We start from the raw sequence: 26,587 nt of genomic DNA, 5'->3' as shown, positions 1-26,587 counted from the left end.
TTAATTGTGCTCACGGCGACGATGGTAAGCCACCAGCAAAAACACGAACCACAACGGCATCACGCATAGCGCCAACCGGGTATCCGGCTGCAGCGCCAGCAGCACCAGCACAAAGCCGAGAAAGCCCAAGGTCGTGACTGCCATCGGCACCCCGCCCGGCAACTTGAACAGCGAGGCGTCGTGCGCAGCTGGGTTGCGTCTGCGATAAGCCAGGTACGCAGCAAGGATCATCGACCAGGTGAAGATCACCAAAATCGCCGACACCGTCGAGATCAGCGTGAACACGGTCATCACCTCGGGAATGATGAACAGCAAGCTCAACCCGATCAACATGCACGCCCCGGAAAACACCAGGCTGTACACCGGCACGCTCAGTGCCGAAAGCCTGGCGAACAGGGCCGGTGCGTTACGCCGCTCGGCCAGGCCGAACAACATCCGGCAACCTGAGTACACCCCACTGTTGGCCGATGACGCAGCTGACGTCAGCACCACGAAATTGATCATGCCCGCCGCCGCCGGAAAACCCGCCAGCAGGAACAGTTCGACGAAGGGGCTGCGGTTGGCCGGCACTTCGGCCCACGACACCACGCTGATGATGCACACCAGCGCCAGGATGTAGAACAGCAGGATGCGCAGCGGGATGGTGTTGATCGCCTTGGGCAGCGAGCGATGCGGGTTCTTGGCCTCGGCGGCGGTGGTGCCGATCAGTTCGGTACCGGCGAAAGAAAACACGGCAATCTGGAACCCGGCAAAGAAACCGCTGATGCCATGGGGCAGCACCGCACCCGGCGCGACCACGTTGGACAGCGAGGCGACCACACCATTGGGCGAGGTATAAGAGGTAGCGATCATCACCGCCGCCGTGATGATCAACAGCACGATGGCGACGATCTTGATGATACCGAACCAGAACTCCACCTCGCCGAATATGCGCACCGCCAGCAGGTTCAACCCCAGCAGCACGAACAGGGTGAAGAACGCGGGCAGCCAGGCCGGCGCATCGGGGTACCAATACTGAAAGAACCCCGCCACCACGACCACGTCGCCGACCACCGCCACGCTCCAGCTCAGCCAATACGACCAGCTCAGCACAAAGCCGGCGCGCGGGCCCAGGTAATGGGCAACGATGTCGGCGAACGACTTGAAGCGCAGGTCGGACAACAGCAGCTCGCCCATGGCGCGCATCACGAAGAAGACGAAGAACCCGAGGATGGCGTAGACCAGAAGGATCGAGGTGCCGGACAGCGCGATCACCTTGCCCGACCCATGAACAGGCCGGTGCCGATGGCGCCTCCGATGGAAATCAGCTGGATGTGGCGGTTTTCCAGCGTGCGTTGCAGGTGCCCGTCACGGGTGGGCTCTGCCGGTTTGCTTTGCTCAAGGCTTGCGGACATGTCTTGCATGGGCGACCTCTTGTTATTGTTGGTCTGGCTAGTCGTGCTGTGCCGTGGCCAGCGTGGCCACGGCTTGTCGCGGGGCTTAACGCGCGCTTTCGAAGCCTTGCAGGGTGTTCACCGCGTTGATGCCGATCTCATCGACCATGTAGCCGCCTTCCATCACGAACAGGGTCGGGATGCCAGCACTGGCGATCTCGGCGCCCATGCGCAGGAAGTCTTCACTGGTGAGTTTGAAATGGCTGATCGGGTCGTCCTCGAAGGTGTCGACGCCAAGCGACACCACCAGGTATTCGGGCCGATGCGCGACGATGCGCTTGAGCGCGTCCTGCAGGGCCAGCTGGTACTGCGCCCAGCGCGTGCCTTTGCCCAGCGGGTAGTTGACGTTGAAGCCTTCGCCTGCCCCCACACCCCGCTCATGGGCGTAGCCGGAAAAGTACGGGTAGGACACGTGAGGGTCACCATGCAGGGAGGCGAACAGCACATCGGGGCGATCGTAGAAGATGTTCTGCGTGCCGTTGCCGTGGTGGAAGTCCACGTCCAGCACGGCCACACGCTTGGCGCCCTGGCTCAGGCAGCGCTCGGCGGCGATGGCAGCGTTGTTCAGGTAGCAATAGCCGCCCATGTATTCACGCGCCGCATGGTGCCCAGGCGGGCGGCACAGGGCGAAGGCACTGTCGGCACCGTCGATGATGCGCTGCATGCCGGTCAGGGCAACGTTGGCGCTGCTGCGTACCGCCTCCCAGGTGCCAGCGGTGATCGGCGCGCCGGCGTCCATGGCGTAGAAACCAAGCTTGCCGTCGATGAAGCCGGGCTCACGGTCGATGGCCAGGTCACGCACCGGCCACACCAGCGGCAGCGCGTCGTGGGTCTTGCCGGTGGCGGCCCATTCCTGCCAGGCGTTTTCCAGGAAGCTCACATAGCGTTCGCTGTGCGCCGCCACGTAGCAGGCACGGTCGAACGCCTGCTCGGCGATGACATCGCCCAGGCCGGTGCCGAGCACCCGGGCCAGCACGGTGTCGGCACGCTGGGGGTTTTCAAACGATGGCGTTATCGCGCCGTCCTTGAGTTCCGAGCCATGGTGCAAGCGGTGGTTGTTACTAAAGACTGTCAGCACGCGAATGTCCTTTTTCAAGGGAGTTACCGGGTAACCAATTTTCGCGAGAGACCGCTGGAAATGCTTTGCTTTATGCTCAGCCAAACCGGATTCTTTAGCAAAGTATTCACAGGACCACCAAGCTATGAGCAAAGCTTTTGCTATCGAAGAATTGGACGAAACCGATCGCGAGCTGCTGCGCCTGTTGCAGGCGGACGGCACCCTTTCGAGCGCGGCACTGGGCGAACGCCTGTCGATGACCGTGACACCCTGCTGGCGTCGGCGCAAAAGGCTGGAAGAGCTGGGCATCATCAAGGATTACCAGGCCAACCTCGACCGCAGGAAATTGGGGTACGACGTGATGGCATTTGCCCAGGTGCGCTTTGGCAACCACTCGGCCAATGCGCCGGACGAGTTCGAGCAGGTGATTCTGAAGCTGCCGCAGGTGCTGTCCTGCCACAAGGTGACCGGTGAGGCCGACTATGTGCTGACCGTACTGGCGACCGACCTGGAAAGTTATGGGCGGTTTGTGGAAGAAGTGTTGCGCCGGCAGCCGGGGATTGCCTCGATCCAGTCCAGCCTGGCGTTGCGCGAAGTGAAAGCGGTTTCGCGTGTACCCGTACCCTGAAGGCCGCTCCTATACAAAGCGCGCGTCAGGGCCAGTGTCTACTCTGGCAAGCTATACCGCTCGGCAAAGTACTGCCGGAAAAAGTCCACCGCCACCCGCACCTTGGCCGAACTGGCCAATGGTGAGGTGTACACCGCCCAGATATCCGCTGGCTGGTGATAGTCCTCCAGCACCTGGACCAGGCGCCCATCCTGCAGGCTGTCGTGCACATCCCACCACGAGCGCAGCAAGATCCCGCGCCCGTCCAGGCACCACTGGTGCGCCACTTCGCCATGGTTGGTCGACAAGCCGCCGGTGACCCGCACGCCTTCCTCACCGTCCGGCCCCATCAACTGCCACACGCCAAACGGGTGATCACGTTCCTTGATCACCAGGCAGTCATGGCTGGCCAGTTCGCCCAGCACCTTGGGCGTACCGCGCCGGGCCAGGTAAGCCGGCGCGGCGCACAGTACCCGGCGGTTACGCGCCAGCGGCTTGGCGATCAGGTTGGGCGCAATGGCGTTGCCCACGCGGATGTCCAGGTCGACGCCTTCGGCAATCAGGTCCACCAACCGGTCGTGCACGTCCAGGCGAATGTCCAGGCGCGGGTAACGCTCGGCCAGCTCCGACAAGGCCGGCGCCACGAAGCGGCGGCCCAGGCCAAGGCTGCTGGCAATGCGCAATTGCCCGGCCGGCTCACGGTGCTGGGCACTGATGTCATCGCCCATGCGCTGCACCGCATCGAATATCTGCAGCGCCCACTGATACACCCGCTCACCCTCCTCGCTCACCGTCACCCGCCGGGTGGTACGGTGCAGCAGGCGTACTTCCAGGGTTTGCTCAAGCATGCGGATGCGCTTGCTGATGTACGCCGCCGACATGCCCAGCTCGTCCGCGACGGCGGCAAAGCTGGCGCGCTTGGCCACCTGAAGGAAGATATTGAGGTCGTCGAGGCTGGGCAGATTATTCACGTATCGTGTTCCAAGAATCCATGATTGGCCAGATTATCTCCGGATAAAGCCCTTATAGCATAACCAGCACCTGTTCCCTGGATAACGAGTGCACCCCATGAGCAAGACTTTCAGAATTGCGGCAATCCCCGGCGATGGCATCGGCAACGAAGTACTGCCTGAAGGCATTCGTGTAGTCGAGGCCGCTGCGCGCAAGCATGGCCTGGACATCAGCTTCGAGTTCTTCGAGTGGGCCAGCTGCGACTATTACCTGGCCCACGGCAAGATGATGCCGGACGACTGGTTCGAACAGCTCAAGGGCTTCGATGCCCTGTACTTCGGTGCTGTGGGCTGGCCAGACAAGGTGCCGGACCACATCTCGCTGTGGGGTTCGCTGCTCAAGTTCCGCCGAGACTTCGACCAATACGTGAACATCCGCCCAGTGCGCCTGTTCCCTGGCGTGCCTTGCCCGCTGGCAGGTCGTGAACCAGGTGACATCGACTTCGTGGTCATCCGCGAGAATACCGAGGGCGAATATTCGTCGCTGGGTGGGCGCATGTTCGAAGGCACCGAAAACGAGTTCGTGCTGCAGGAATCGGTGTTCACCCGTCGCGGCGTCGACCGCATTCTCAAGTACGCCTTCGACGTGGCCCAGACCCGCGAGCGCAAGCACGTCACCTCGGCCACCAAGTCCAACGGCATGGCCGTGAGCATGCCGTACTGGGACGAGCGCACCGCTGCGATGGCTGCCAATTATCCGGAAATCAGCTGGGACAAACAGCATATCGATATCCTCTGCGCGCGCTTCGTGCTGCAGCCGGACCGCTTTGACGTGGTGGTGGCTTCGAACCTGTTCGGCGACATCCTCTCCGACCTCGGCCCAGCCTGCGCCGGCACCATCGGCATCGCGCCGTCGGCCAACCTCAACCCCGAACGCAAGTTCCCGTCGCTGTTCGAACCCGTGCACGGCTCGGCACCGGACATCTACGGCAAGAACATCGCCAACCCGATCGCGATGATCTGGTCGGGTGCGCTGATGCTCGACTTCCTTGGCAACGACGGCGCCGACCCACGCTACCACGCCGCCCACGACGACATCCTCAAGGCCATCGAGCAGGTCATCGCCGCCGGTGATGTCACCCGCGACATGGGTGGGCAGCAGTCCACCCAGCAAGTTGGCCAGGCCATCACCGCGCTGGTCGAAGCCTGACGCACAGGGGCCGATTGTCAGAAGTGTCTGACAATCGGCCCCTTGCCTCTTGCTAGCGGCGCAGATTGTATGCAGAATCTGTTAACCATTAGATATTAGTAAACTAAAGGTTAACAACCACGGAAGGAGTTGTACCGCTACACCCCGGATGCCTGCCGGGTATGACAAGTACGCCAACGTCCCAGGAGACGATGATGTCGCACAAGAATAAAAAGATTGATGTGTTCCTGATTACCGTGAGCCTGATTGCCGTGCTGCTCACCGTGATCGGCCTTGCAGCCTTCCCCGCCCAGGCTGAAAGCGCCGCCAACCAGTTGTTCGAGCTGTCCACCCGCACCTTCGGTACCAGCGTGCAGGTGCTGGTGTTCGCCAGTACCCTGGCGGTGCTGTACCTGGCTTTCAGCAAATACGGCAACATCCGCCTGGGCAGTGGCAAGCCTGAATACGCCACCGCCACCTGGGTGTTCATGTTCATCTGTGCCGGCATGGGGTCCTCGACCCTGTACTGGGGCGTGATGGAATGGGCCTACTACTATCAGACCCCAGGCCTGAACATCGCCGCCGCCACTCCCAAGGCGCTGGAGTACAGCGTGGGCTACTCGTTCTTCCACTGGGGCATCAGCGCCTGGTCGATCTACGCCTTGGCTTCGCTGGCCATGGCCTACCACTTCCATGTCCGCAAGAAGAGCGGCCTGAACCTGGCTTCGATTATCGAAGCGGTGACGGGTTTCAAGGCCACCGGGCCAGTAGGCCGTACTGTCGACCTGATCTTCCTGTTGACCATGATGGGCGCCCTGACCGTGTCGCTGGCCCTCACCGCCTCTACCCTGACGCGCGGCCTGCATGACCTGACCGGCACCCCGGATACCTTCACCGTGCAATTGATGGTGATCGGCGGCGTGGCGGTGATGTTCTCGCTCAGCTCCTACATCGGCATCGATGGCGGCCTGCAGCGCCTGAGCAAGATGGTGTGCATCGGCGCGCTGGTGTTTGCCGCTGTCGTCCTGCTGGTCGGCCCAACCCAGTTCACCCTCAACAACACCGCCAACTCGATTGGCCTGATGATCCAGAACTACGTGCACATGAGCCTGTTCACCGACCCGGCCGGCGACGGTGCCTTCACCCGCAACTGGACGGTGTTCTACTGGCTGTGGTGGGTGTCGTACGCCCCGGGCGTAGCCATGTTCGTCACCCGCGTTTCGCGTGGCCGGCAGATCAAGGAAGTGGTCCTGGCCCTGCTGCTGGGCGGCAGCTTCGGTTGCTGGTTCTTCTTCGGCGCACTGGAAAGCTACAGCATGCACCAGTTCATCACCGGCGCGGTGGACGTACCGAAGATGCTGGCCGAGCAAGGCGGTGAATCGGCTGTAACCCACCTGCTGCTGGCGTTGCCGTGGGGCCAAGTGTTCCTTGGCGTGTACCTGTTCATCATGGCCATCTTCTGCGCTTCGCACATGGATGCCGCAGCCTACGCGGTGGCAGCCACCAGCACTCGCAACCTGCGTGAAGGTGACGACCCGACGCCGACCCACCGCCTGTTCTGGTGTGTGGTATTGACCCTGGTGCCGTTGGCCATGCTGTTCGCCAAGGCTTCGCTGTCGACCATGAAGACTGCCGTGGTGCTGACCGCAATCCCGTTCATGGTGATTCTGCTGGTGAAGATCTACGGCTTCCTCAAGTGGATGGTCGCTGACTACGGCCAGGTACCGGCCCACATCATCGAAGAAGAGGCTGCACGGATGGCCGGTGAACAACCTGCCGAGCATGCACCGCGCAGCGCTGCTGCCGTGCATTGATGAAATCAAAGGGGCCGCACTGCGGCCCCTTTGAAGGGTTGCAATTTTTTTTGCCTGATCTGTTAACCAACAGATACGCGTTAACCAACAACTAAAAACCGAGCTTGTGAGAAACCTGTCATGAACGACTTCAAACGCCTGCCCGCCGATTTCTGCGCAAACGCCGACGAGGCCTTCACCATCCCGGCCAATTTCTACACCAAGGCCGCAGTGTTCGAACACGAGAAAGAAGCCATCTTCGCCCGCAGCTGGATCTGCGTGGGCCACCGCAGCGAAGTGGCAGACAACAATGCCTACATCACCCGCGAAGTAATTGGCGAAAGCATCATCGTCGTGCGCGGCCGTGACAGCGTGCTGCGTGCGTTCTACAACGTCTGCCCGCACCGTGGCCACCAGTTGCTCAGCGGCAGCGGCAAAGCCAAGAACGTCATCACCTGCCCATACCACGCCTGGACCTTCAAGCTCGACGGCGAACTGGCCCACGCCCGCAACTGCGACAACGTGGTGAACTTCGACAAAGAGAACTCCACCCTGGTGCAGCTGCGCGTAGAGGAATATGCCGGCTTCATCTTCATCAACATGGACATGGACGCAGGCTCTGTCGAAGACCAGTTGCCAGGCCTGCAAACGCGCATGCGCGAAGCCTGCGCGGTGATCGACGACCTGCACCTGGCAGCACGCTTCGTCAGCGACACCCCTGCCAACTGGAAGTCGATCGTCGACAACTACCTCGAGTGCTACCACTGCGCCCCGGCGCACCCAGGCTTCTCCGACTCGGTCGACGTCGGCCAGTACAGCCACACCATGCACGGTAACTGGACCCTGCAATATGGCCTGGCCAAGCCTTCGGAACAGTCGTTCAAGTTCGACGAAAACGTGAAGGACCCGTCGTTCGCCGGCTTCTGGGCCTGGCCGTGCACCATGTTCAACGTGCCGCCAGGGGCCAACTTCATGACCGTGATCTACGAGTTCCCGGTCGATGCCGAAACCACCCTGCAACACTACGACATCTACTTCCTCAACAAGGACATCACCGAGGAACAGCAGAAGCTGATCGACTGGTACCGCGAAGTGTTCCGCCCAGAAGACCTGCGCCTGGTCGAAAGCGTGCAGAAGGGCCTCAAGTCGCGAGGCTACCGTGGCCAGGGCCGCATCATGGCCGACCGCGAACGCAGCGGTATGAGCGAGCACGGCATTGCCCACTTCCACAACCTGATCGCCGTGGCCCACCTCGACGATTGATGGCAACCGCTCCACGTTTTTTTGCACGTAAAGGTGCGCGGCAGGGCCTGCCGCGCGCCCAGGCAGTCGAGGTGAACCATGGCCAACACTTATGAAATGTTCAGCGTCCGCGTAACCGACGTGGAACAAGCCACGCCGCTGATCAAGCGCTTTACCCTGGCCCGCGAAGACGGCGCGGCGATGCCCGCCTTCACCGGCGGCAGCCATGTCATCGTGCAGATGCAAGGCGCCGACGGCAGCCAGTTCAGCAACGCCTACTCGCTGATGAGCGACCCGCGCGACACCCGCAGCTACCAGATCGGCGTGCGCCTGGAAGAGCAGTCCAAAGGCGGCTCGGCGTTCATGCACCAGCAGGTGGAGGTCGGCACTCGCCTGACCATCTCCTCGCCCAACAACTTGTTCGCCCTCGACCCTTCGGCTGGCCGTCACGTGCTGATTGCCGGCGGCATCGGCATCACCCCGTTCCTGGCGCAATTGCACGAGCTGGAAGGCGGCAGCACCGACTACGAGCTGCACTATGCCTTCCGTGCGCCAGAGCACGGTGCGTTCCAGGACCAGTTGGCCAACGGCCCGCACGCTGCCAACACGCAATTCTACATCGACAGCCTCGACCGCAAGCTTGACCTGGCCGCCTTGTGCGCGGGGCTGGACGCGCAAGCGCACCTGTACGTCTGCGGCCCCAAACCGCTAATCGATGCGGTCATCGCCTGCGCAGCCCAAGCCGGCATCGCCGAACAGCGCGTGCATTGGGAACAGTTCGCCGCCACCCCGGTCACCGGCAGTGCCTTTACCGTGGTGTTGGCGCAGTCGGGTGTGGAGTTGCAAGTGGAAGAAGGCATGACCATTCTGCAGGCCATCGAGAAGTCCAAGGCCGCCAAGGTCGAGTGCCTGTGCCGCGAAGGCGTGTGCGGTACATGCGAGACGGCCATTCTTGAAGGTGAAGCCGAGCATTACGACCAGTACCTGAGCGACGAAGAAAAAGCCGCGCAGCAGAGCATTATGCTGTGCGTCTCGCGCGCCCGTACGGCGCGGCTTGTGCTTGATCTCTGACAAATGCGGTCCCTGTAGGAGCGGCCTTGTGTCGCGATGGGCCGCACAGCGGCCCCAGGATCTTTGCCCTGGCACACAATTGCCGGGGCCGCTGTGCGGCCCATCGCGACACAAGGCCGCTCCTACAAGGAGTTGCAAATCGCCCAGGGCCGTCAACCCAAAGTTGACAAGTTGCGTATACTGGCAGGCTCTTGGCCCAGATCAGGACACCCTGCCGATGTTGGAAAACAGCTTCGCCTTCCGCCTCAAGGAACTGCTCGAGCATCACAAGCTGACCCTGCAAGCCGTGGGCACGGCCTTGGGTATTTCGCGCACCGCCGTGCACAAATGGACCCGTGGCGGCGAGATCGACTACGACAACCTGCGCAAGCTGGCCGACTTTCTCAAGGTCAACTGGATCTGGCTGCGCTATGGCGACGAGGCACTGCAGAACATCCAGCAACCACAGGTGGTCGAGCTGCCCATGACCGACCTGCGCCGGCGCCTGACCGCCGAGATCATGGAAAGCGAAACACGCATGAAGCTGGCCCAGGAAGGCGCGCGCATCGTCACCTGGGAATGGAACCTCATCAGCGACGAAGTTACCTACTCGCCCAACGTCGAGCAGGTCTATGGCTGGCCGGTCCACCACAACGAAGACTTCTGGAGGCACCTGCCCGACGAAGACGTGCAGCGCATGCAGGGGATGTACGCCGACGCGGTGGCCGACGGCAGTGGCTGCGAATGCGACTTCCGCATCACCCGCCCGGACGGTGAAGTGCGCTGGATTTCTTCCCGCGCCACGGTCGTGCGGGACAGCGCCGGCCGCTCGGTGAAAATGGTCGGCATCAGCATGGACAACACCGAACGCCAGGTCGCCCAGCAGGCGCTGAGCCAAAGCGAGGAGCGCTTTCGGGCGATCTTCGAGCTGGCCTGGGGCGCCCTCGCCTACATCGACCCGGACGGCACCTGGCAGCGGGTCAACAACAGCCTGTGCGAGCTACTGGGCTACCGTGCCGACGAGCTGTATGGCATGACCTTCCAGCAGATCACCCACCCCGACGACCTGGCCCAGAACCTGCAGTTGCTGCAGCGCATGCTGGCCGGCGAAACCGAGCGTTACGAGGTGGAAAAGCGTGTGCGCCACAAGAGCGGCGAGTACATCTGGGTACGCGCGCGCACCTCGCTGCAGCGCCGTGCCAATGGCGAGCCGGAGCACCTGATCAGCGTGTTCGAAGACATCGGCGCCGAGCGCCAGGAGCATGAGCGGCTACAGGCGCACATCGCTGCGCTCGAGGCTCGACTGGCGTCCCGCTAAGCAACCTACAGGACGTCGTCAAAAGCCGAGCGCACAGCGTGCACAACGCGCTCGGCCCGTGCGGCATCCTCCAGCTCCGGGTAAGCCTTTTTCAACTTGCCGGAAACCTGCCAGCCGTTTTCCTTGAGTGAGCGGATAATGCGACTGGCGTCCGGATCGGGCATTTCCAGCACGTCCTTCAGGTGCTCCTGGGCACGCCGGAATACCACCAGCACCCGCGCTTCATCGGCCATCTCCTTGCGCACGGTATGCTCGATGACTCGCGCGGTGTACAACACATGCGCGGTCAAATCCGGGTATCGCCAGGCGACGGCCGCATCATCGTACTCATCGAACATGAAGTTGCTCGAGGTGCCGTCCGTGTAAGTGGTGGCTTTGCCAAACCGATATGACGCCCCATAGCGCTGCATGAACGGCCTGGAAAATACTTCCAGCACCTGGTCGTATCCCACACGAAACGCGATCGAACTGGTGATGGTAGCGGACACCGGCAGGATGACCCCGGCAGGCATGGCCTTGTCGCGAATCAAGGTGTCATTGATGAGAAAACGATGGATGCGGCCATTGCCATCACGCATCGGGTGGATGTACACGAAACCAAATGCCAAAACGGCGGCCCTGGCTAACGACTCGGCACCTCGTGTAGCTGCTTCGAAAGCCTTGAGCCCATCGATCAGCTCCGCGACCTGGCCGTAATGGGGCGCGATGTAGTGCACGATGTCTTCGCGCATGGTCGCCTGCCCGACAAAAACAGGGGACTGCCGCAACCCCAGACCAAGTGCTTCGTGCCCCAATATCCCGGCCTGCAACTTGTGCAGCGATCGCTCGCTCAGCGGTTCTTCGACAGTGCCACAATACCTGGCAATCACGTGCGCAAACCGTTGGATCCTGTCCGCTTGATCGGCTTCTTTCTCGATTAGAAAGCTGGCGCGCGACTCCTTGAAGGTCAACCAGCTGGCGCTGCGCAGCAGAATGTCGGCACCGAAGGCCTGGTCGAGTTCACCCAATGCAGCCGCCAGGTCGAATGCCAAGGCATTTTGAACCTCCTCGGTACGGCGTAGCACCGGGCAGAAACCTGACGTACCCGGCAAGTTGTCGTTTACCCGCCAGCGGCGCACACGCAGTGGCGAGGTACGAACCAAATATTTATGACTGGCGACGGCATCACAGTAGGCACCATTGCCGACATCCGGCACATCCAGTCGGGTGCCTGTGAGCCATTCGTAGAAAAAACCGGTACGGCGGGCAAACTGGCCAAAAGGGGATTGCCTGCACCAGGCCTCGACCGGCTCAGGGCCCACGGCAGCAAACAAGCGCGCAAAGAACTCGAGGTGAATGTCCTCGTATTTGAGGCCGAATTCGAAATGCCCTGCAAAATTGTCCGATGGCCGATAGCTTGGCGGGTATTGATTGCTCACAAGCCCGTCGCTGTCACGGCTCACCCGGGTGGTTCCGATCGTCGATTCGACACGAAGTGGCTGCACCATCGTGATGCCATATCGATCGGCCAACGCCCTGAATCCTACCTGCATTGCTGAATCCTTTACCTTTTGCCCGAAAACGCTATCTACTCAAAGAATTTACGCGAAAACATTAACGCCGCAAGTACGAAATGACTAACGGATCAACGAAAACATTAACAAATGGCGATTTCTGGTGAAAAACGCTAACAGGGTGGCATCAAGCGACTACCACCGCAGTCCCCTGTCGCAACCAGTCGATAAACCGTGCAAACAGCTCCGACTGCGAGTTGATCTCCAGCTTCAGGTACAGGTTCTTGCGGTGCATGCGCACGGTCTCCGGGGAGATACCCAGTTCCAGCGCAGTGGACTTCACCGAATGCCCACGCAAGATCATGTGTGCCACCTCTCGCTCACGGTCGGTCAGCACTTGGCAGCCAAAACTGTCGAACGCCGCCTGCAGGCTGCCGCGCTCGGCTGAGGCAGGCTCGGGGTCCAGGTTGTGCCTGGCATAGCGCCCCAGCAGTTCGCGGACCATCGGTTCCAGCGCACGCAACAGGTCGATTTGCCCGGCACTCAGGCGCGTGCCGCTGCAGCCCTGGAACAGGCTCAGCGACAGCTTGCGGCCTGCGCTGAGGTCGACGATGTAGTAGCTGTCTTCACTGCAACCGGTGCCCAGGTAATAGGCCTTGTAGTAGTCGCTGTCGAAGAAGTTGTCGGGGGCGATTTCCTGCAAATGGTAAAAGCCTTCGGCCAGCCCGCTTTGCACGGCCAGGCAGAACGGGTCGAGCAGGTAGCCTGCGCTGAAATAGCGCTCCAGCACTGCGGCGCGGTGCAGCTCGGGAATGCCTTGCTGATAGAGCAACTGCGGTGCGCGCCCCTGGCACTCGAGGCTGATCATCATCGACTCCACCTGCACCAACTGGCCGATGGCAGCGGCCACATATTCCAGTGCATCGGGGGTTTCGCTTTGCGCCAGCGCGCGCTGCAGCGCCGCGTGCCATTGCTGCAGCGCGCCCATCGTGAGGGTAAGCGGGGTGTCGGGAGAGGCCTGTGTCATGCCCGGCAGTCTAGCTTGCCAGGCACGCCCCCGCACAGCCCTTTGCGCCAGGTTCATCGGCCCTGGTACAGGCCAAGCGCAGTCAATTCACGTGCTGTTTCGATGATGCACTGGCGCAGGGTCTCGACGATTTCGTCCACCTGCGCATGGGTGATGATCAACGGTGGCGACATCACGTTCAGGTGCATGATCGGGCGTACCAGCAACCCTTTGGCCTGGGCCTTGCTGTGGATGCGCTCACCGATGTTCACCTCGTCCGGGAACAGCGCCTTGCTGGCTTTGTCGGCAACGAACTCGACACAGGCCATCAGCTTCATGCAGCGCACATCTCCCACCAGCGGCAGCTCGCGCAAGCTTTGCAGGCGCTGCTCCAGGTAACTGCCAACGTCCTTGACGTGATCGAGCAGTTGCTCGCGCTCGATGATCTCGATGTTCTTCAGCGCCGTCGTGCAGCACACCGGGTGACCACTGTAGGTGAAACCATGAGTGAAGCAGCGCCCCTTGCCCGGCTCGGCGATCACCTCCCAGATACGCTCGGAGAAGATGCACGCGCCCAGCGGCAAGTAGGCCGAGGTCAGGCCCTTGGCGGTGGTGATGATGTCGGGGGTGACGCCAAACAGTTCTTCACTGGCGAAGAAGGTGCCCAGGCGTCCGAACGAGGTCACCACTTCATCGGCGACGAACAGGATGTCGTAGGTCTGGCACAGTTGCCACATGCGCAGGAAGTAGCCCTCGGGCGGAATGATCACCCCGCCCGAACCCATGATCGGCTCGGCGAAGAACGCCGCCACGTTGTCGGCGCCCAGCGACAGGATCTTGTCTTCGAACTCGGCCACCAGGTAGTCGAGGAACTCGGCCTCGTCCATGTCGTCCGGCGCGCGGTACGGGTTGGGGTTGGACACGTGGTGGATCAGGTCGTGGTGATAATCGAACTCCGGTACCCGGTCGGCGGCCTTGTTGCCAATCGACATGGTCAGGGTGGTGGAGCCGTGGTAGGCGTTGTAGCGAGCGATGATGTGTTTCTTGTGCGGCTTGCCACGGCAGTTCTGGTAGTACTGGATCAGCCGGTAGGCGGTGTCGACAGCGGTCGACCCACCGGTGGTGAGGAACACATGGTTAAGGTCGCCCGGCGCCAGTTGCGCAAGCTTCTGGCACAGTTCGATGGCCACGTCGTTGGCCATGTCGGAGAACGGGTTGGAGTACGCCAGCTGGCGCACCTGGTCGGCGATGGCCAGGGCCATTTCCTCGCGGCCCAGGCCGATATTGGTGCACCACATGCCGCCGACGGCATCGAGGAAGCGGTTGCCGTGGGCGTCACGAATGTACGCGCCCTCGCCGGCGACGATGTTCAACGCACCTTGCGCGCGGTGCTCATCGAACACATGGTAGCCGTGCATGTAGTGGGCCTTGTCGGCTTCGACCAGCGGGTCGTGGGCAATGACGAATGCTTTGCTTGGGGTGGCCATGGGCAGCTCCTTGGCGGGAATCGTTGGGCAGTGTTCAGAAACCGGTCTTGACCGTGCTCCAGACCCGGGTGATGGCACGCATGTCCTTCGGGCTCTGGGTTTTCTGCGCGAACAGGCGTTCACGGGTTGACGCGTCCGGGTAGATGGCCGGGTCCTGGCGGATGTCATCACGCACCAGCGCGGTCGCGGCGGCGTTGCTGTTGGCGTAGTGGATGTAGTCGGTGACCTTGGCCATGGTCTGCGGCTGCAGCAAGAACTCGATGAAGCGGTGGGCGTTGGCCGCGTGCGGTGCATCCTTGGGGATGTACAGGTTGTCGAACCAGATCAGCGAACCTTCCTGGGGATGAAGAACGACAGTTTGATGTCCTTCTTCGCTTCCACCGCGCGAGCCTGGGCGGTGGCGTAGTCACCGGACCAGGTCAGCGCCAGGCAGACATCGCCATTGGGCAGGCTGGTGAGATAATTCACCGAGTCGAACTTGCGAATGTACGGGCGGATGCCCAGCAGCAGCTGTTCGGCCGCCTTGAGGTCAGCCGGCGACGCGCTGCGCGGGTCCTTGCCCAGGTACTGCAGGGCCAGCGGGATCACTTCGGTGGGTGCGTCCATCAGGGTGACGCCGCAGTCGGCAAAGCGCGAGACGATCTTGGGGTCGAACAGCATGGCCAGCGAGCCGATCGGTGCGTCGGGCATGCGCGCCTTGATCTTGTCGACGTTGTAGGTGACCCCCGAGCTGCCCCAGGTGTAGGGCGCCGAGTACTTAAGGCCCGGGTCGTAGCCCTGCAGGTTGTCGACCACCTGTTGGTCGAGGTTGTGCCAGCTGGGCAGTTGCTGCTTGTCCAGCGCCTGGAATACCCCGGCACTGATCAGCGGGGGAACGAGGGAGGCGTTGAGCATGACCAGGTCGTAACCGGAGCGGCCGGTGAGCAGTTTGGTCTGTACCGTTTCGTAGCCGTCGAAGGTGTCGTAGATGACCTTGATGCCGGTGGCCTTCTCGAAGTCGGCCAGGGTGGTTTCGCCGATGTAGTCGGTCCAGTTGTACAACCGTAACGTATTGGCGCTGTCCACCTCTGCCGCCTGGGCCAGGCTGGCGCCAGACGCCAGCAGCAGACCACCAATCACCTTCAGTACCTTGCGCATGGCAACTCCATCGTGTGAATGCTCCGGAATCGAGCCGATGGGTTCACTATCGTGGGATTTGCCGAGGGGGGACATACCCCGAATGTGTGGGTGGTCGCTTTTAGTGCCTAGCTGCGTGCGCGCTTTTTTGTAGGAGCGGCATCGTGCCGCTCATACGAGAAACCGCGCACGGCTCAAGGGAGTGGGTATAACGCCTCATCGAACTGTGCCAGGCGCGGGAACACCAATGGCTGGTCGTCCGACAGTTGCTCCAGGCGCTGCCGGTACTGCTGTAGAAAATCCTGCCGCGCCTCATCGCTGATATACGGCACATGCCAGGCCACGAACGGCGGCAGCACCTCGAACCCGACATAGGCCAGCGTGCCCCGCAGAATCGGCCGCAGCATGTCCTCCAGCGGGCCATGAATCGCCCCCTCGCCAAACATGTGCTCGCGCCCACCCAGGGTCACGGTCACCAGCGCCTTCTTGCCGGCCAACCCACCTTGGTCGTAGAAGCGCTTGCCGCCATAGCACACCCCCGACACCAGCACCCGGTCGATCCAGCCCTTGAGCATGGCCGGTGCCGAGAACCAGAAAATCGGGAAGTTCAGCACCAGCAAGTCGGCCCACAACAGCTTGTCCAGTTCCTGCTGGATATCTGCGGCAATGCCGCCGCGCTTCACGCCCTGGCGCTGCTCCAGCGCATACACCAGGTATTCGGGGTTCTCACGCTGGGTAAAGTCATCGGCACTGGCCACCGGGTTCCAGCCCATGGCGTACAGGTCGCTGACCTGCACCTGGTGGCCCTGGGCGCGAAAGGTTTCCACGGCCTGGTCACGCAGGGCTGCGGTGAACGATTGCGGCTCGGGGTGAGCATGGACGATCAGTACATTCACAAACACTCTCCTCATACAAAACTGGTTGTCTTGCCGCAGGGGCTCAGCACTGCACCGCTTTGACCTCGACGAACTCCGCCAGGCCCTCCTCACCCCACTCGCGGCCGTTGCCCGACTGCTTGTAGCCACCGAACGGCGCCTGGTAGTTGAACCCGCCTCCGTTGATGAAGCACTGCCCGGCACGTATCTGCCGCGCCAGGGCAAGGCCCCGCTCGCGGTTGCCGGCCCACACCGCGCTGGACAGGCCGAACGACGAATCATTTGCCAGCGCAAGCGCCTGGGCCTCGTTGGCATAAGGGATCAGGCACAGTACCGGGCCAAAGATTTCTTCCTGGGCAATGCGCATGCGGTTGTCGACGTCGGCGAACAACGTCGGCGCCACGTAGAACCCGCGCTCGAAGCCGCCGTAATCACCGCCGCACACCAAGCGCGCGCCCTCCTCCTGGCCTGCGCGAATGTAGTCGAGCACGGTACGCCGCTGGCCTGCCGAACACATCGGCCCGAGGAAGCTGGCCGGGTCACGCGGGTCGCCCATGACCAGTGCACGGGTTTCGGCCTCGGCAATGTCCAGTGCCTCGGCATAGCGGCTGGCCGGCAACAGCATGCGGGTCAGCGCCGTGCAGGTCTGCCCCGAGTTGATCATCACGTCCTGCACGCCATGGCGCACCGCAGCATGCAAGTCGGCGTCGGCGGTGATCAGCAGCGGCGACTTGCCGCCCAGCTCCAGGCACACACGCTTCACCGTCGGCGCGGCCGCTTGCGCCACCCGCACCCCGGCGCCGGTGGAGCCGGTGAACGACACCATGTCCACCTGTGGGTGTCGGGCCAGCGCCTCGCCGACCTTGGCCCCGGGGCCACTGACCAGGTTGAACACCCGGCCGGCAAGCCGATGGCATCGACCATTTCAGCCAGCAAAAACGCGTGCAACGGCGTTTCCTGGCTAGGTTTGACCACCACTGTGCAACCTGCAGCCAAGGCTGGCGCCAGCTTGCCGATCATCTGGTGCAGCGGGTAGTTCCAAGGGTTGATGAATGCGCATACGCCAACGGCTTCGCGGTACACCAGCGAGTTGCCGACTTCACGCACTTCATCCATCAGCCCGGCCAGCTCGGCGTACTGCGCCAGCCCGGCAATCGGGCCTTCGACCTGCACCGCCTGGCACCACTGCACCGGCATGCCCAGCTCATCGGTGATGACCGCTGCCATTTCCGCCGCACGGTTTTTCAGCTGCGTGGTCAATGCCCGGATATACCCTGCGCGCACATTGGACGGCGTGCGCGACCAGCTATCGAAGGCCCGTCGCGCCGCCATCACCGCCCGCTCGACATCGGCCTCGTCGCCCAGCGGTACACGGCCGATGGCCTGCTCACTGGCCGGGTCGATCACCTCGGCCACGCCCTGCCCGCTCGGCACCTGCCAGGCGCCGTCGATATAAAGCCGCGCATACTCACGCATCGGCCTGCTCCTGCATCAGTTCGCCAGCACAGCGGGCAATGCGCTGGCAGGCGTCGGCCAACGCCTCGCTGCCGAGCACCAGGCCCAAGCGAATGTGCCCGGCGGCGCTGGGGCCAAAGGCCTCACCCGCCAGCACCGACACGCCCTGGCTGTCCAGCAGGCGGTCGGCGAAGGCCTGGGCGCTGAGGCCGGTATCGCGGATATCGACCATCACGAACATGCCGCCGTCGGGCTTGAGCGCCTTGATACCAGGGCAGCCTGCCAACTGCTCGCACACCAGGTCGCGGCGCTGGCGGTAGGCCTCACGCATGGCATCCAGCTCGGGCAGTTGCTGTTCCAGCGCCACCACGGCGGCATCCTGGATAAAGTCCGGCGAGCCGTACAGCATGCACAGGGCGAGGTTTTCCAGGTGCGTGGCCAGCTCGGCCGAACCGACTACCCAGCCCATGCGCCAGCCGGTCATGGCATGCGACTTCGACAGGCTGTTCAGGGTCGCGGTGCGCTCGGCCATGCCCGGCAGGCTGGCGGGGCTGACATGCTCGCCTTCATACAGCAGCTCGCTGTACACCTCGTCAGAAATCAGCCAAAGGTCATGGGCGATGCACAGCTCGGCCAATGCCTCCCAGGTGGCACGCGGCAAGCTCGCCCCCGACGGGTTGTGCGGGCTGTTCAGGGCCAGCGCGCGGGTGCGCGGGGTAATACGCTCGGCAACGTCACGCGGGCACACGCGAAAGCCGTTCTCCGGCTTGACCGGCACCGGCACCACCTTGGCACCACAAGCCCCGAACACCGCCTCGTAGGTGACATACATCGGTTCGGCGACGATCACCTCGTCGCCTGCTTCGAGCACGCATTGGGCCACGCAGTACAGCGCGCACTGGGCCCCCGCCAGCACCGTCACCTGGTCGGCGCTTACCGCCTGGCCGCTGCGTTGCCGGTGGCGGTTGGCGATGGCCTGGCGCAGGGCCAGCTTGCCGCGCACATCGGCGTAATGGGTGTGGCCGGCCCGCAGGCTGTCGATGGCCGCCTCGACAATCGGCGCGGGGGTGTCGAAGTCTGGGTCACCCACCGACAGCAGCAGGATATCCTTGCCCTCGGCCTGCAGCGCCAGGGCGCGGTAGTGGATGTCCCAGGCCGCGGCCCCGTCGCCGGCGATGCGTTGAGTGAGCTTGGCGTAGCGCATGGCAATCTCCCTTCAATAGCGGTTTCAGTCGACGAGAATCTTCGGGTTGGAACTGCCCCACACGGTGTACAGATCGGCCAGCAGCGCGCCGTTGATTTCTTCCATCTCGGCCTGGGTGATTTCGCCCCCGGCCTGTTTGCCGAACAGCACCACTTCGTTGCCGCCCTTCACGTCCGGGAAGTCGGTGACATCCACCATCAGCGTGTTCATCGACACCTTGCCCACCACCGGCACACGGTGGCCGTTGATCAGCACATGGCCCTTGTTGGTGAACACCCGGCGGTAGCCATCGGAGTACCCGACCGTGATGTTGGCCAGGCGCGAGTCACGGGTCAGGGTAAACGTGCGGTCATAGCCGACGGTGTTGCCGGCCGGGTAGCTGTGCACCGCCGCCACGTGCGACTTGAACTGCATGGCGCGTTTGTACTCGGTACGCTCCGGCACGGTATCGCCGAACAGCGCGCCACCGGTGCGCACCATGTCCAGGCGCGCCTCCGGCACTTCCAGGGTGGCGAACGAGTTGGCCGCATGCAGGGTGAGCTTGCTGCGGTCGAGCTTGGCGTGCTTGATCAGCCAATCGGTCTGCTCATTGAATGCCGCCAGGCCCTTGCGCACATCGTCCTTGTCTTCGACGGCGAAGTGGGTCATCAACGCAACCAGCTCGAGGTGTTTCTGGTCGGTGATCTGCAGCGCTTCGCCACGGCCGGACCAGCTGCCCATTTCCACCCCATTGCGGCTCATACCGCTGGAGTTGAGTGCCATATGGATACGCAAGGTCTTGCCATGGCGCGCGGCGATGGCGTCAACCTGGCGGGCGAACTCGGCGCTACCGACCAGTTCTTCCATGTCGTACTGCAAGGCATCTTCCAGCTCGCTGAGGCTGGCCAGGCGCACCCGCACCAGTTGCCCGGTGAAACCGCTGGCGCGGACCACGCGGGCTTCCTCGTTGCTGGCTACCGCCACGCAGGGCACGCCCTGGGCGATGATCGACGGCATCACCAGGCCGATGCCGTGGCCATAGGCATCAGCCTTGAGCACGGCGCACAGTTTGGACTTGCCGGCCAGCTCGGCCTGCAAGGTGCGGATGTTGTGTTGCAGGGCGCTGGCGCTGACTTCGACCCAGGCGTTGCTGTTCTGCACGGTCAGGGCGTTGGTGCCGTTGTCCATCGACAACGGCGGTGCGGCATACAGGGGGGCCTGGCCAGTGATCAGCAGGGCCAGGGATGCGGCCAGAAGGGTGCGGCGAAATGGCATGATGTTCACTCTGGTTCTTGTCGTTGTGCGCGCCTTAGCAGACGCAGGTGTGTTTGAGTTCGATGAAGGTCACGCCTGGGGTGGCGAAGCCACTGGCCAGGTCGGCCTGCAGCGCGTCCAGGTCGCGTGGCTGGTGCACTGTGCAACCGAAGGCGCGGGCCAGGCCGATGAAGTCCGGGTTGCGTGGCAGCACGCCGACCGGCTCGATATCCAGGCCGAGCATATCGTCGCGGATCTGGCCAAGGGCGTCATTGTTCCACAGCAACACCACCAACGGCCGCTGCAGTTCTTCGACCGCCGTGGCCAGCTCCTGGGCGGTGTAGAGGAAGCCGCCGTCGCCCACCAGCACCAGGCCGGGGCGGTGGTCGGTGGCGAACATGCCGCCGATGCCGGCTGGCAGGCCATAACCGAGGGTGCCGTAGCCGGTGGGGTGCAGCCAACTGCGTGGCGCCCGGCTGGCGAAGGCGTAATTGCCGGTGTAGGCCAGCTGGGTCATGTCACTGCTGATGAAGGCATTGTCGGGTAGTACGGCGGCAATGCGGTCCAGAATGGCCTGGTGGGTCGCCTGCAACGGTGCATGCCCATTGCGGATGGCCTGGCGCAGGTTGGCTACCGCCTCGCTGGCCTGGGCAGGGTCGCGCTGGAGTGCTGGCAGGTGCTCCAGCAAGCCGGCCAGGGTTTGCCGGGCGTCTCCCAGCAGGGCAATGGCACAGGGATAGAAATCGTTGAACTTGCGCGGGTCGATGTCCACCCGCAGCAATTCGCCCGTGATCGGCAAGCGTTCGCGCCAGAAGTCGGTGTCGGCCATCTCGGTGCCCACCGCCAGCACCACATCGGCCTGGCTGATCAACTGCCAGCCAGGTTCCACGCACAGGCTGGCCCCCGCATTCAGGGGAGCCTGCGGTGGCAGCAGGCCCTTGCCGGCCACGCTGGTGAACACCGGTGCCGCCAGCCGGGCGCTCAACTGCGCCAATTGCTCGGCCGCGTGCAACGCACCGCCACCGGCGATGATCATGGGCCGCTTGGCCGTGGCCAGTTTCAGGGCAGCCTGGTCGAGGGTTTCGCGGCACGGCTGGCCACGCGCAGGGCGGCGCACCACCTCATCGCTCCAGTCACGGCTGACGCGCGCCGCCAGCACGTCCAGCGGCACCGAGATATGCACCGGGCGTGGCCGTTCGCTGTCGAACACAGCCCAGGCGCGGGCGATCAATTCGGGCAGGTCGTCGCCGCGCAAGGCCACAGCCGAAAACGCGGTAATCGGCGCAGTCATGGCACGCTGGTCCTGGGTTTCATGCAGGCAACCCCAGCCCTTGCCCAGGCTGGCGGTGTGGTTGACGCTCGAAATCACCAGCATTGGCACCGAGTCGGCATAGGCTTGACCGATGGCGGTGGCGGCGTTGGTCACACCCGGGCCGGTGATGACGAAGCACACCCCCGGCTTGCCGCTCACCCGCGCATAGCCGTCAGCCATGAAACCGGCGCCCTGCTCGTGACGGGTCAGCACGTGGCGGATGCCACTGCCCGGCAAGCCTCGGTACAGCTCCAGGGTGTGCACCCCAGGGATGCCGAACACGGTCTGTACGCCGTAGTTGGCCAGCAGGCGCACCAGTGCCTGGCCGGCGGTCAGGGTCAGCTCATTCATGTCGTTCTCCTTGCGCCTGGCCGAGGCGGATCAGCGCATCGACCGCGGTGGTGCCGTGGGCACCGACCATCAATGGGTTCACATCCAGCTCAAGCAGTTGCCCGGCGTTCTCACAGGCGTAGTCAGCCACCGCACGAATGGCCGCGACCAAGGCGTCGAGGTCGGCGGCCGGGCGGCCACGGAAGCCTTGCAGCAGGGTGGCACTGCGCAGGTTCAGCAGTGCGGTGCGGATGGCGCTGTCGGTGGTAGGCAGCAACAGGCTGGCACTGTCCTTGAGCAGTTCGACCAGCACGCCGCCGGCGCCGATTACCAGGGCAAGGGCAAAGTCGGGTTCACGCTTGATGCCGACAATCAACTCGGCCAAGGGCGCCTCGGCCATGGGTTCGAGCAACACCTGATCAAACGCGACCTGCGGGGCGTAGGCAGCGATGCGCTGGCGCATCTGCACCAGTGCGGCGTCCAGGGCAGCGGCATCGCGCAGGTTCAGCGCCACCGCACCGGCCTCGGTCTTGTGCGGCAGCTGTGCGCTTACCGCCTTGAGTACCAGCGGGTACCCCACGCCGGCAGCGTCTGCCACGGCACGCTCGGGTGTACTCAGCACACCCGCTGGCACGGGCAAACCGAAGGTGCGCAGGGCTTGCTTGGATTGCCATTCGTCCAGCAGCCGGCTTTCGCCCGCAAGGGCCTGCGGGCACAACGGCATGCGTGCGGCCTCGCCCTGCTCCAGCAAACGCTGGCGGTTGCGTTGGTAGGCGACGATGCGGCCCCAGGCCGCCAGGCCATCTTCCACGCCCTGCAGGGCCGCAATGCCCCGTGCATGCAGGCGCTCGCGCGCGCTGGCAGGCAGAAGTTCGGGGAATGCCGAGGTGACGAAACCGATTTTGCCGTGGCGTTCGAGGGCATCGCTGTACAGCCCCAGCAGCAGGTCGCACTCCTTGCGTTCACCGGTGAACGCCGCCGGGTAGTCCAGCACCAGCATGGCCGCACCCGCTGCGCCTCTCAGGGTGCTGTCGAGCATGCGTTGCAAGGCCGCTTCATCGCCCCAGATGGCAGTGGTGAAATCCAATGGGTTGACCAGGTTGGCAAATGCCGGTAGCACCTCGGCCAGCGCCGTCACCTGCCCTTGTTCAAGTTTCGGCAGGTGCAGTTGGTTGCGTTCGGCATAGTCGGCGATCAGGCCAGCATCGCCACCTGAACAGGCCAGCGCGATGAGTTCGCCGTCTGCGGGCAAGCGCCCGCAAGCGGCTGCCTTGAGCGTTTCGACAAAGCTCACCGGGCCGCTGACGCGGATTACACCCAAGCGTTGGAACAGGCTGTCGTACAGGGCGTCGGAGCCGGACAACGAGCTGGTGTGGCTCAGCGCCAGTTCAGCGCCGATCTGCGACACGCCTGTCTTCAGGGCAATGATCGGTATGCCCTGCTGCAACGCCTTGTAGGCGGCGCGGGCAAAACCCGGCACGTTCTTCAAGCCTTCCAGGTGCAGCCCGATGGCCGTTACCCGTGGGTCATCGAGCAGCACGTCCATCAGCTCGGCCACGCCCAGTTGTGCCTGGTTGCCGACCGAGGCCATGTAGGCTACCGGCAGTGAGCGGTCGCTCATGGACAGGTTGTAGGCAAAGTTGCCACTTTGCGTGAGGATCGCCACGCCTTTCTCCACCTGCTGGCCGCCATGCGCGACCGGCCACAGGGCAGCGCCATGCAGGTAGTCGAGCAGGCCGTAGCAGTTGGGGCCGAGCAAGGCCATGTTGCCGGCGGCGTCGAGCAGGCGCTGCTGCAGCTGGCGCCCCTCCTCGCCGCTTTCGGCAAAGCCCGAGGCATAGCAGATGGCGCCACCGGCGCCGCGTGCGGCCAGCTCGGCAACGCACTGCAAGGTCAGTTCGCGGTTGGTGGCGATGAACACAGCGTCCGGGGCATAAGGCAAGTCGGCCACCCGTGCCACGCAGGGGATGCCTTCGAGGCTTTCATGCTGTGGGTTGACCAGAAACAGCTCGCCGCCAAAGCCACCTTCGGCGCAGCGCTTGAGCGCCCGAGCCATGCTGCGCCCGCCGACGAAGGCCAGGTGCCGGGGCGCCAACAGGCGCTTGAGGTTGTCACGAATCGATTGCGACATGGGGTTCTCCAGGCGCTCAGCGCAGCAGCGGGCGCAGCAGTTCGCGGGCGATGATGTGCCGCTGGATTTCCGAGGTCCCCTCCCAGATGCGTTCGATACGCGCATTGCGCCAAATGCGCTCGACCGGCCCTTCGTCCATAAGGCCCATACCGCCAAATATCTGCACGGCTTCGTCGGCCACCTTGCCCAGCACTTCGCTGGCAAACAGCTTGGCCATGCCGGCCTCGCCGTCGGTCATGCTGCCCTGGTCCATCTTCCAGGCAGTGTGCAGGGTGAGCATCTCGGCGGCGCGGATCTGCGTGGCCATGTCGGCCAACTTGAACGACACACCCTGGTAGCTGCCAATGGCCTGGCCGAATTGCTTACGGTCGGCGGCCCATTGCAGCGACAGGTCGAGTGCGCGCTGGGCCTGGCCCACGCAGTTGGCGGCGACCATCACCCGGCCTGCGGTAAGCCAGGCGTTGGCCACTTCCCAGCCCTTGCCAACCTCGCCCAGTACCTTGCTGGCCGGCACCCGGCAGTCGTCGAAGAACAGTTCGTAGGTGTGGTAGCCACGGTTGCTGACGCATTTGGGGCCACGGCGGATGGTCATGCCCGGCGTACCACGGTCCACCAGCAACGCCGTGACCGCATTGCGCTTGCGCCCGTTGTGCTCGTAGGTGTCGGTGACCGCGAAGACAATGGCGAAATCGGCGTGGCCGGCGTGGCTGATGAAGTGCTTGCTGCCGTTGATGACAAAGTCATCGCCCTGGCGCACGGCGCGGGTCCTGATGGCGTTGGCATCGGAGCCGGCGCCCGGTTCGGTGAGGGCGAAACAGTCTGTTTTCTCGCCCTGCACGCAGGGCAGCAGGTAGTCGTTGATCTGCTCATCCTTGCAGGCCATGAGAATTTTCGACGGCCGTGCGACAAATACATGCAGGGCCCAGGACACCTTGGACAGCTCACGCTCGATCAACGCCTGAGACAAGTAGTCCAGGCCGCCGCCACCGACTTCCTCGGGCATGTTGAAGGCATAGAACCCAGCGGCGATGGCCTTGCCGCGGATCTGTGCGGCCAGCTCGGGTGACACGGCATCGGCGCGGTCCACCGCTTCCTCATGGGGCAGCAGCTCTTTGGCGACAAAGCTGCGTACCGCTTCCACCAACATTTCTTGTTCTTGGGTCAGTTGGAAATTCATCTGCAAAGGTCCTGGTCAGGGTCGGTATCGGGTTACTGGCCGATGAAACGGGGGCGCGGCGTTCAACCGAGGCTTGCAGCGCCTCGACGCCATCCTGGCTGCGGCCGCACAACAGGCCGGCGTGGCGCTCGGCTTCCAGCTGCTCGGCCAGGGTGCGCCGGGCGCCGTCACGCATCAGTTGCTTGGTCTGCGCAAAGGCGAAGGTCGGGCCGCAGGCCAGGCGCCCGGCCAACTCGGCGGCCACGGCGGGCAGTTGCTCGTCGGCACAGACTTCACTGACCAGCCCAGCCGCCAGGGCGCGCTCGGCGCCCCACAGTTCATCGAGGAACAACAAACGCTTGGCCTGCTCGCTGCCGATCAGCCGTGGCAGGTGCCAGCTGGCGCCGGCATCGGGGCTGTAGCCCATGCTGGTGTAGCCGGCCTTGAAACGCGCCGAGGCGGCGGCGATGCGCAGGTCGCAGCACAGGCTGAGGTCCATGCCACCGCCCACGGCGGTGCCGTTGATGGCGGCGATGGTGGGTTTGGCGAGGCTGTGCAGGCGCAACATCAGAGCATGGGCGGTTTCGGTCCAGCCGTAGCTTTCCAGGGTGCCTGCGGCTTCGGCGGCAGCCCATTCGGCCAGATCGGCGCCGGCGCAGAAACTGCGCCCGCTGCCGGTGAGTACCACCACGCGTACCGCCGGGTCGCCGTTATGGCTGTCGAGCAAGGCATGCAGTTGCTTGAGGGTTGGGATATCCAGCGCGTTGCGCTGCTCGGGGCGGTTGAGGGTGATCCAGGCAACGCCGGCTTCGACGTTGCTCAACAGTGACGACGACGGGGTGGTCATGGGGGCCTCGGTGTTGTTGTGATGGTTTGGGGAGGACTTGATGAGGGAGATACTAAACGAGTGTTCAGCAAGACGGCAATTGCCCGAAACTTGGCCTGCAATAGTCCGCGACAACAATATAAGTAATTGTTTTTAATGGATTTATTTGATTTTATGAGAGCAAATCTCGTGGCGGTTGTTACAACTTTGTACAACCGCGAGATTGCCGGGCGCTCTGCGCCCCTTTCGCGACACAAGGCCGCTCCTACAGGTTTTTCACAGATTTCAGGTCTGCGCAGTACTTGTAGCAGCGGCCTTGTGTCG

General features: G+C 63.3%; 17 protein-coding genes and 4 pseudogenes. 6 read left to right on the top strand and 15 right to left on the bottom strand.

Annotation, left to right across the window (positions count from 1 at the left end):
* Positions 1-1,403, bottom strand: a pseudogene (locus AB5975_21040) (amino acid permease).
* A 76-nt stretch (positions 1,404-1,479) separates the two neighbouring features.
* Positions 1,480-2,511, bottom strand: a complete 1,032-nt coding sequence (locus AB5975_21035) for a histone deacetylase family protein (protein XDR19026.1) — start codon at positions 2,509-2,511, stop codon at positions 1,480-1,482.
* Between the two features lie 124 nt (positions 2,512-2,635).
* On the opposite strand from AB5975_21035, the gene AB5975_21030 reads away from it, so the two are divergent.
* Positions 2,636-3,118 (top strand): Lrp/AsnC family transcriptional regulator, encoded by a 483-nt coding sequence (locus AB5975_21030; protein XDR19025.1) that lies wholly within the window; start codon positions 2,636-2,638, stop codon positions 3,116-3,118.
* A 38-nt stretch (positions 3,119-3,156) separates the two neighbouring features.
* Here AB5975_21030 and AB5975_21025 read toward each other — a convergent pair whose 3' ends face one another.
* The gene (locus AB5975_21025; protein ID XDR19024.1) at positions 3,157-4,068 is read right to left on the bottom strand and encodes a LysR substrate-binding domain-containing protein; all 912 of its coding nucleotides are present in this window, start codon (positions 4,066-4,068) and stop codon (positions 3,157-3,159) included.
* Positions 4,069-4,165: 97 nt separating this feature from the next.
* Here AB5975_21025 and AB5975_21020 point away from each other — a divergent pair, with 97 nt between their 5' ends.
* From AB5975_21020 to AB5975_21000, 5 genes are all read left to right on the top strand, one after another.
* Complete coding sequence (locus AB5975_21020; GenBank protein XDR19023.1) at positions 4,166-5,257, top strand: tartrate dehydrogenase; 1,092 nt, start codon at positions 4,166-4,168, stop codon at positions 5,255-5,257.
* 194 nt (positions 5,258-5,451) lie between these two features.
* Positions 5,452-7,050, top strand: coding sequence for a BCCT family transporter (locus tag AB5975_21015; protein ID XDR19022.1), 1,599 nt, complete (start codon positions 5,452-5,454; stop codon positions 7,048-7,050).
* A 120-nt stretch (positions 7,051-7,170) separates the two neighbouring features.
* A complete protein-coding gene (locus AB5975_21010; GenBank protein XDR19021.1) occupies positions 7,171-8,292 on the top strand; it encodes an aromatic ring-hydroxylating dioxygenase subunit alpha in 1,122 nt (373 codons plus the stop codon).
* Between the two features lie 78 nt (positions 8,293-8,370).
* Entirely contained in the window at positions 8,371-9,342 is a 972-nt protein-coding gene (locus tag AB5975_21005; GenBank protein ID XDR19020.1) for a 2Fe-2S iron-sulfur cluster-binding protein, read from the top strand.
* Positions 9,343-9,559: 217 nt separating this feature from the next.
* The gene (locus tag AB5975_21000; protein XDR19019.1) at positions 9,560-10,639 is read left to right on the top strand and encodes a PAS domain S-box protein; all 1,080 of its coding nucleotides are present in this window, start codon (positions 9,560-9,562) and stop codon (positions 10,637-10,639) included.
* Positions 10,640-10,644: 5 nt separating this feature from the next.
* On the opposite strand, the gene AB5975_20995 is transcribed toward AB5975_21000, so the two are convergent.
* From AB5975_20995 to AB5975_20940, 12 genes and pseudogenes are all read right to left on the bottom strand, one after another.
* Positions 10,645-12,171: a Fic family protein gene (locus AB5975_20995; protein ID XDR19018.1), complete on the bottom strand. Its 1,527-nt coding sequence runs from the start codon at positions 12,169-12,171 to the stop codon at positions 10,645-10,647.
* Positions 12,172-12,319: 148 nt separating this feature from the next.
* Positions 12,320-13,216 (bottom strand): LuxR C-terminal-related transcriptional regulator, encoded by an 897-nt coding sequence (locus AB5975_20990; GenBank protein ID XDR19017.1) that lies wholly within the window; start codon positions 13,214-13,216, stop codon positions 12,320-12,322.
* Entirely contained in the window at positions 13,213-14,625 is a 1,413-nt protein-coding gene (locus AB5975_20985) for an aminotransferase (protein ID XDR19016.1), read from the bottom strand. Before AB5975_20985 ends, AB5975_20990 begins: the two co-directional genes overlap by 4 nt.
* Positions 14,626-14,659: 34 nt before the next feature.
* A pseudogene (locus AB5975_20980) lies at positions 14,660-15,762 on the bottom strand (polyamine ABC transporter substrate-binding protein).
* 173 nt (positions 15,763-15,935) lie between these two features.
* Complete coding sequence (locus tag AB5975_20975) at positions 15,936-16,637, bottom strand: NAD(P)H-dependent oxidoreductase (GenBank protein XDR19015.1); 702 nt, start codon at positions 16,635-16,637, stop codon at positions 15,936-15,938.
* 43 nt (positions 16,638-16,680) lie between these two features.
* Positions 16,681-18,092: pseudogene (locus AB5975_20970) on the bottom strand (aldehyde dehydrogenase family protein).
* A complete protein-coding gene (locus tag AB5975_20965) occupies positions 18,085-19,275 on the bottom strand; it encodes a pyridoxal phosphate-dependent aminotransferase (GenBank protein ID XDR19014.1) in 1,191 nt (396 codons plus the stop codon). The pseudogene AB5975_20970 and the gene AB5975_20965 overlap by 8 nt, the downstream one beginning before the upstream one ends.
* Before the next feature lie 24 nt (positions 19,276-19,299).
* A complete protein-coding gene (gene alr / locus AB5975_20960; protein XDR19013.1) occupies positions 19,300-20,529 on the bottom strand; it encodes an alanine racemase in 1,230 nt (409 codons plus the stop codon).
* 34 nt (positions 20,530-20,563) lie between these two features.
* The gene (locus tag AB5975_20955) at positions 20,564-22,171 is read right to left on the bottom strand and encodes a 5-guanidino-2-oxopentanoate decarboxylase (protein XDR19012.1); all 1,608 of its coding nucleotides are present in this window, start codon (positions 22,169-22,171) and stop codon (positions 20,564-20,566) included.
* Positions 22,164-24,281, bottom strand: a complete 2,118-nt coding sequence (locus AB5975_20950; GenBank protein XDR19011.1) for an acetate--CoA ligase family protein — start codon at positions 24,279-24,281, stop codon at positions 22,164-22,166. Before AB5975_20950 ends, AB5975_20955 begins: the two co-directional genes overlap by 8 nt.
* 16 nt (positions 24,282-24,297) lie before the next feature.
* Positions 24,298-25,458, bottom strand: a complete 1,161-nt coding sequence (locus AB5975_20945) for an acyl-CoA dehydrogenase family protein (protein XDR19010.1) — start codon at positions 25,456-25,458, stop codon at positions 24,298-24,300.
* Positions 25,459-25,513: 55 nt separating this feature from the next.
* Positions 25,514-26,284 (bottom strand): annotated as a pseudogene (locus tag AB5975_20940) (enoyl-CoA hydratase/isomerase family protein).
* Positions 26,285-26,587: the final 303 nt, after the last annotated feature.

This window comes from Pseudomonas putida (assembly GCA_041071465.1).
GTDB lineage: Bacteria > Pseudomonadota > Gammaproteobacteria > Pseudomonadales > Pseudomonadaceae > Aquipseudomonas > Aquipseudomonas putida_P.
Note: the sequence above shows the minus strand (reverse complement) of the source record. Positions and strands in the feature narration are given on the sequence as shown.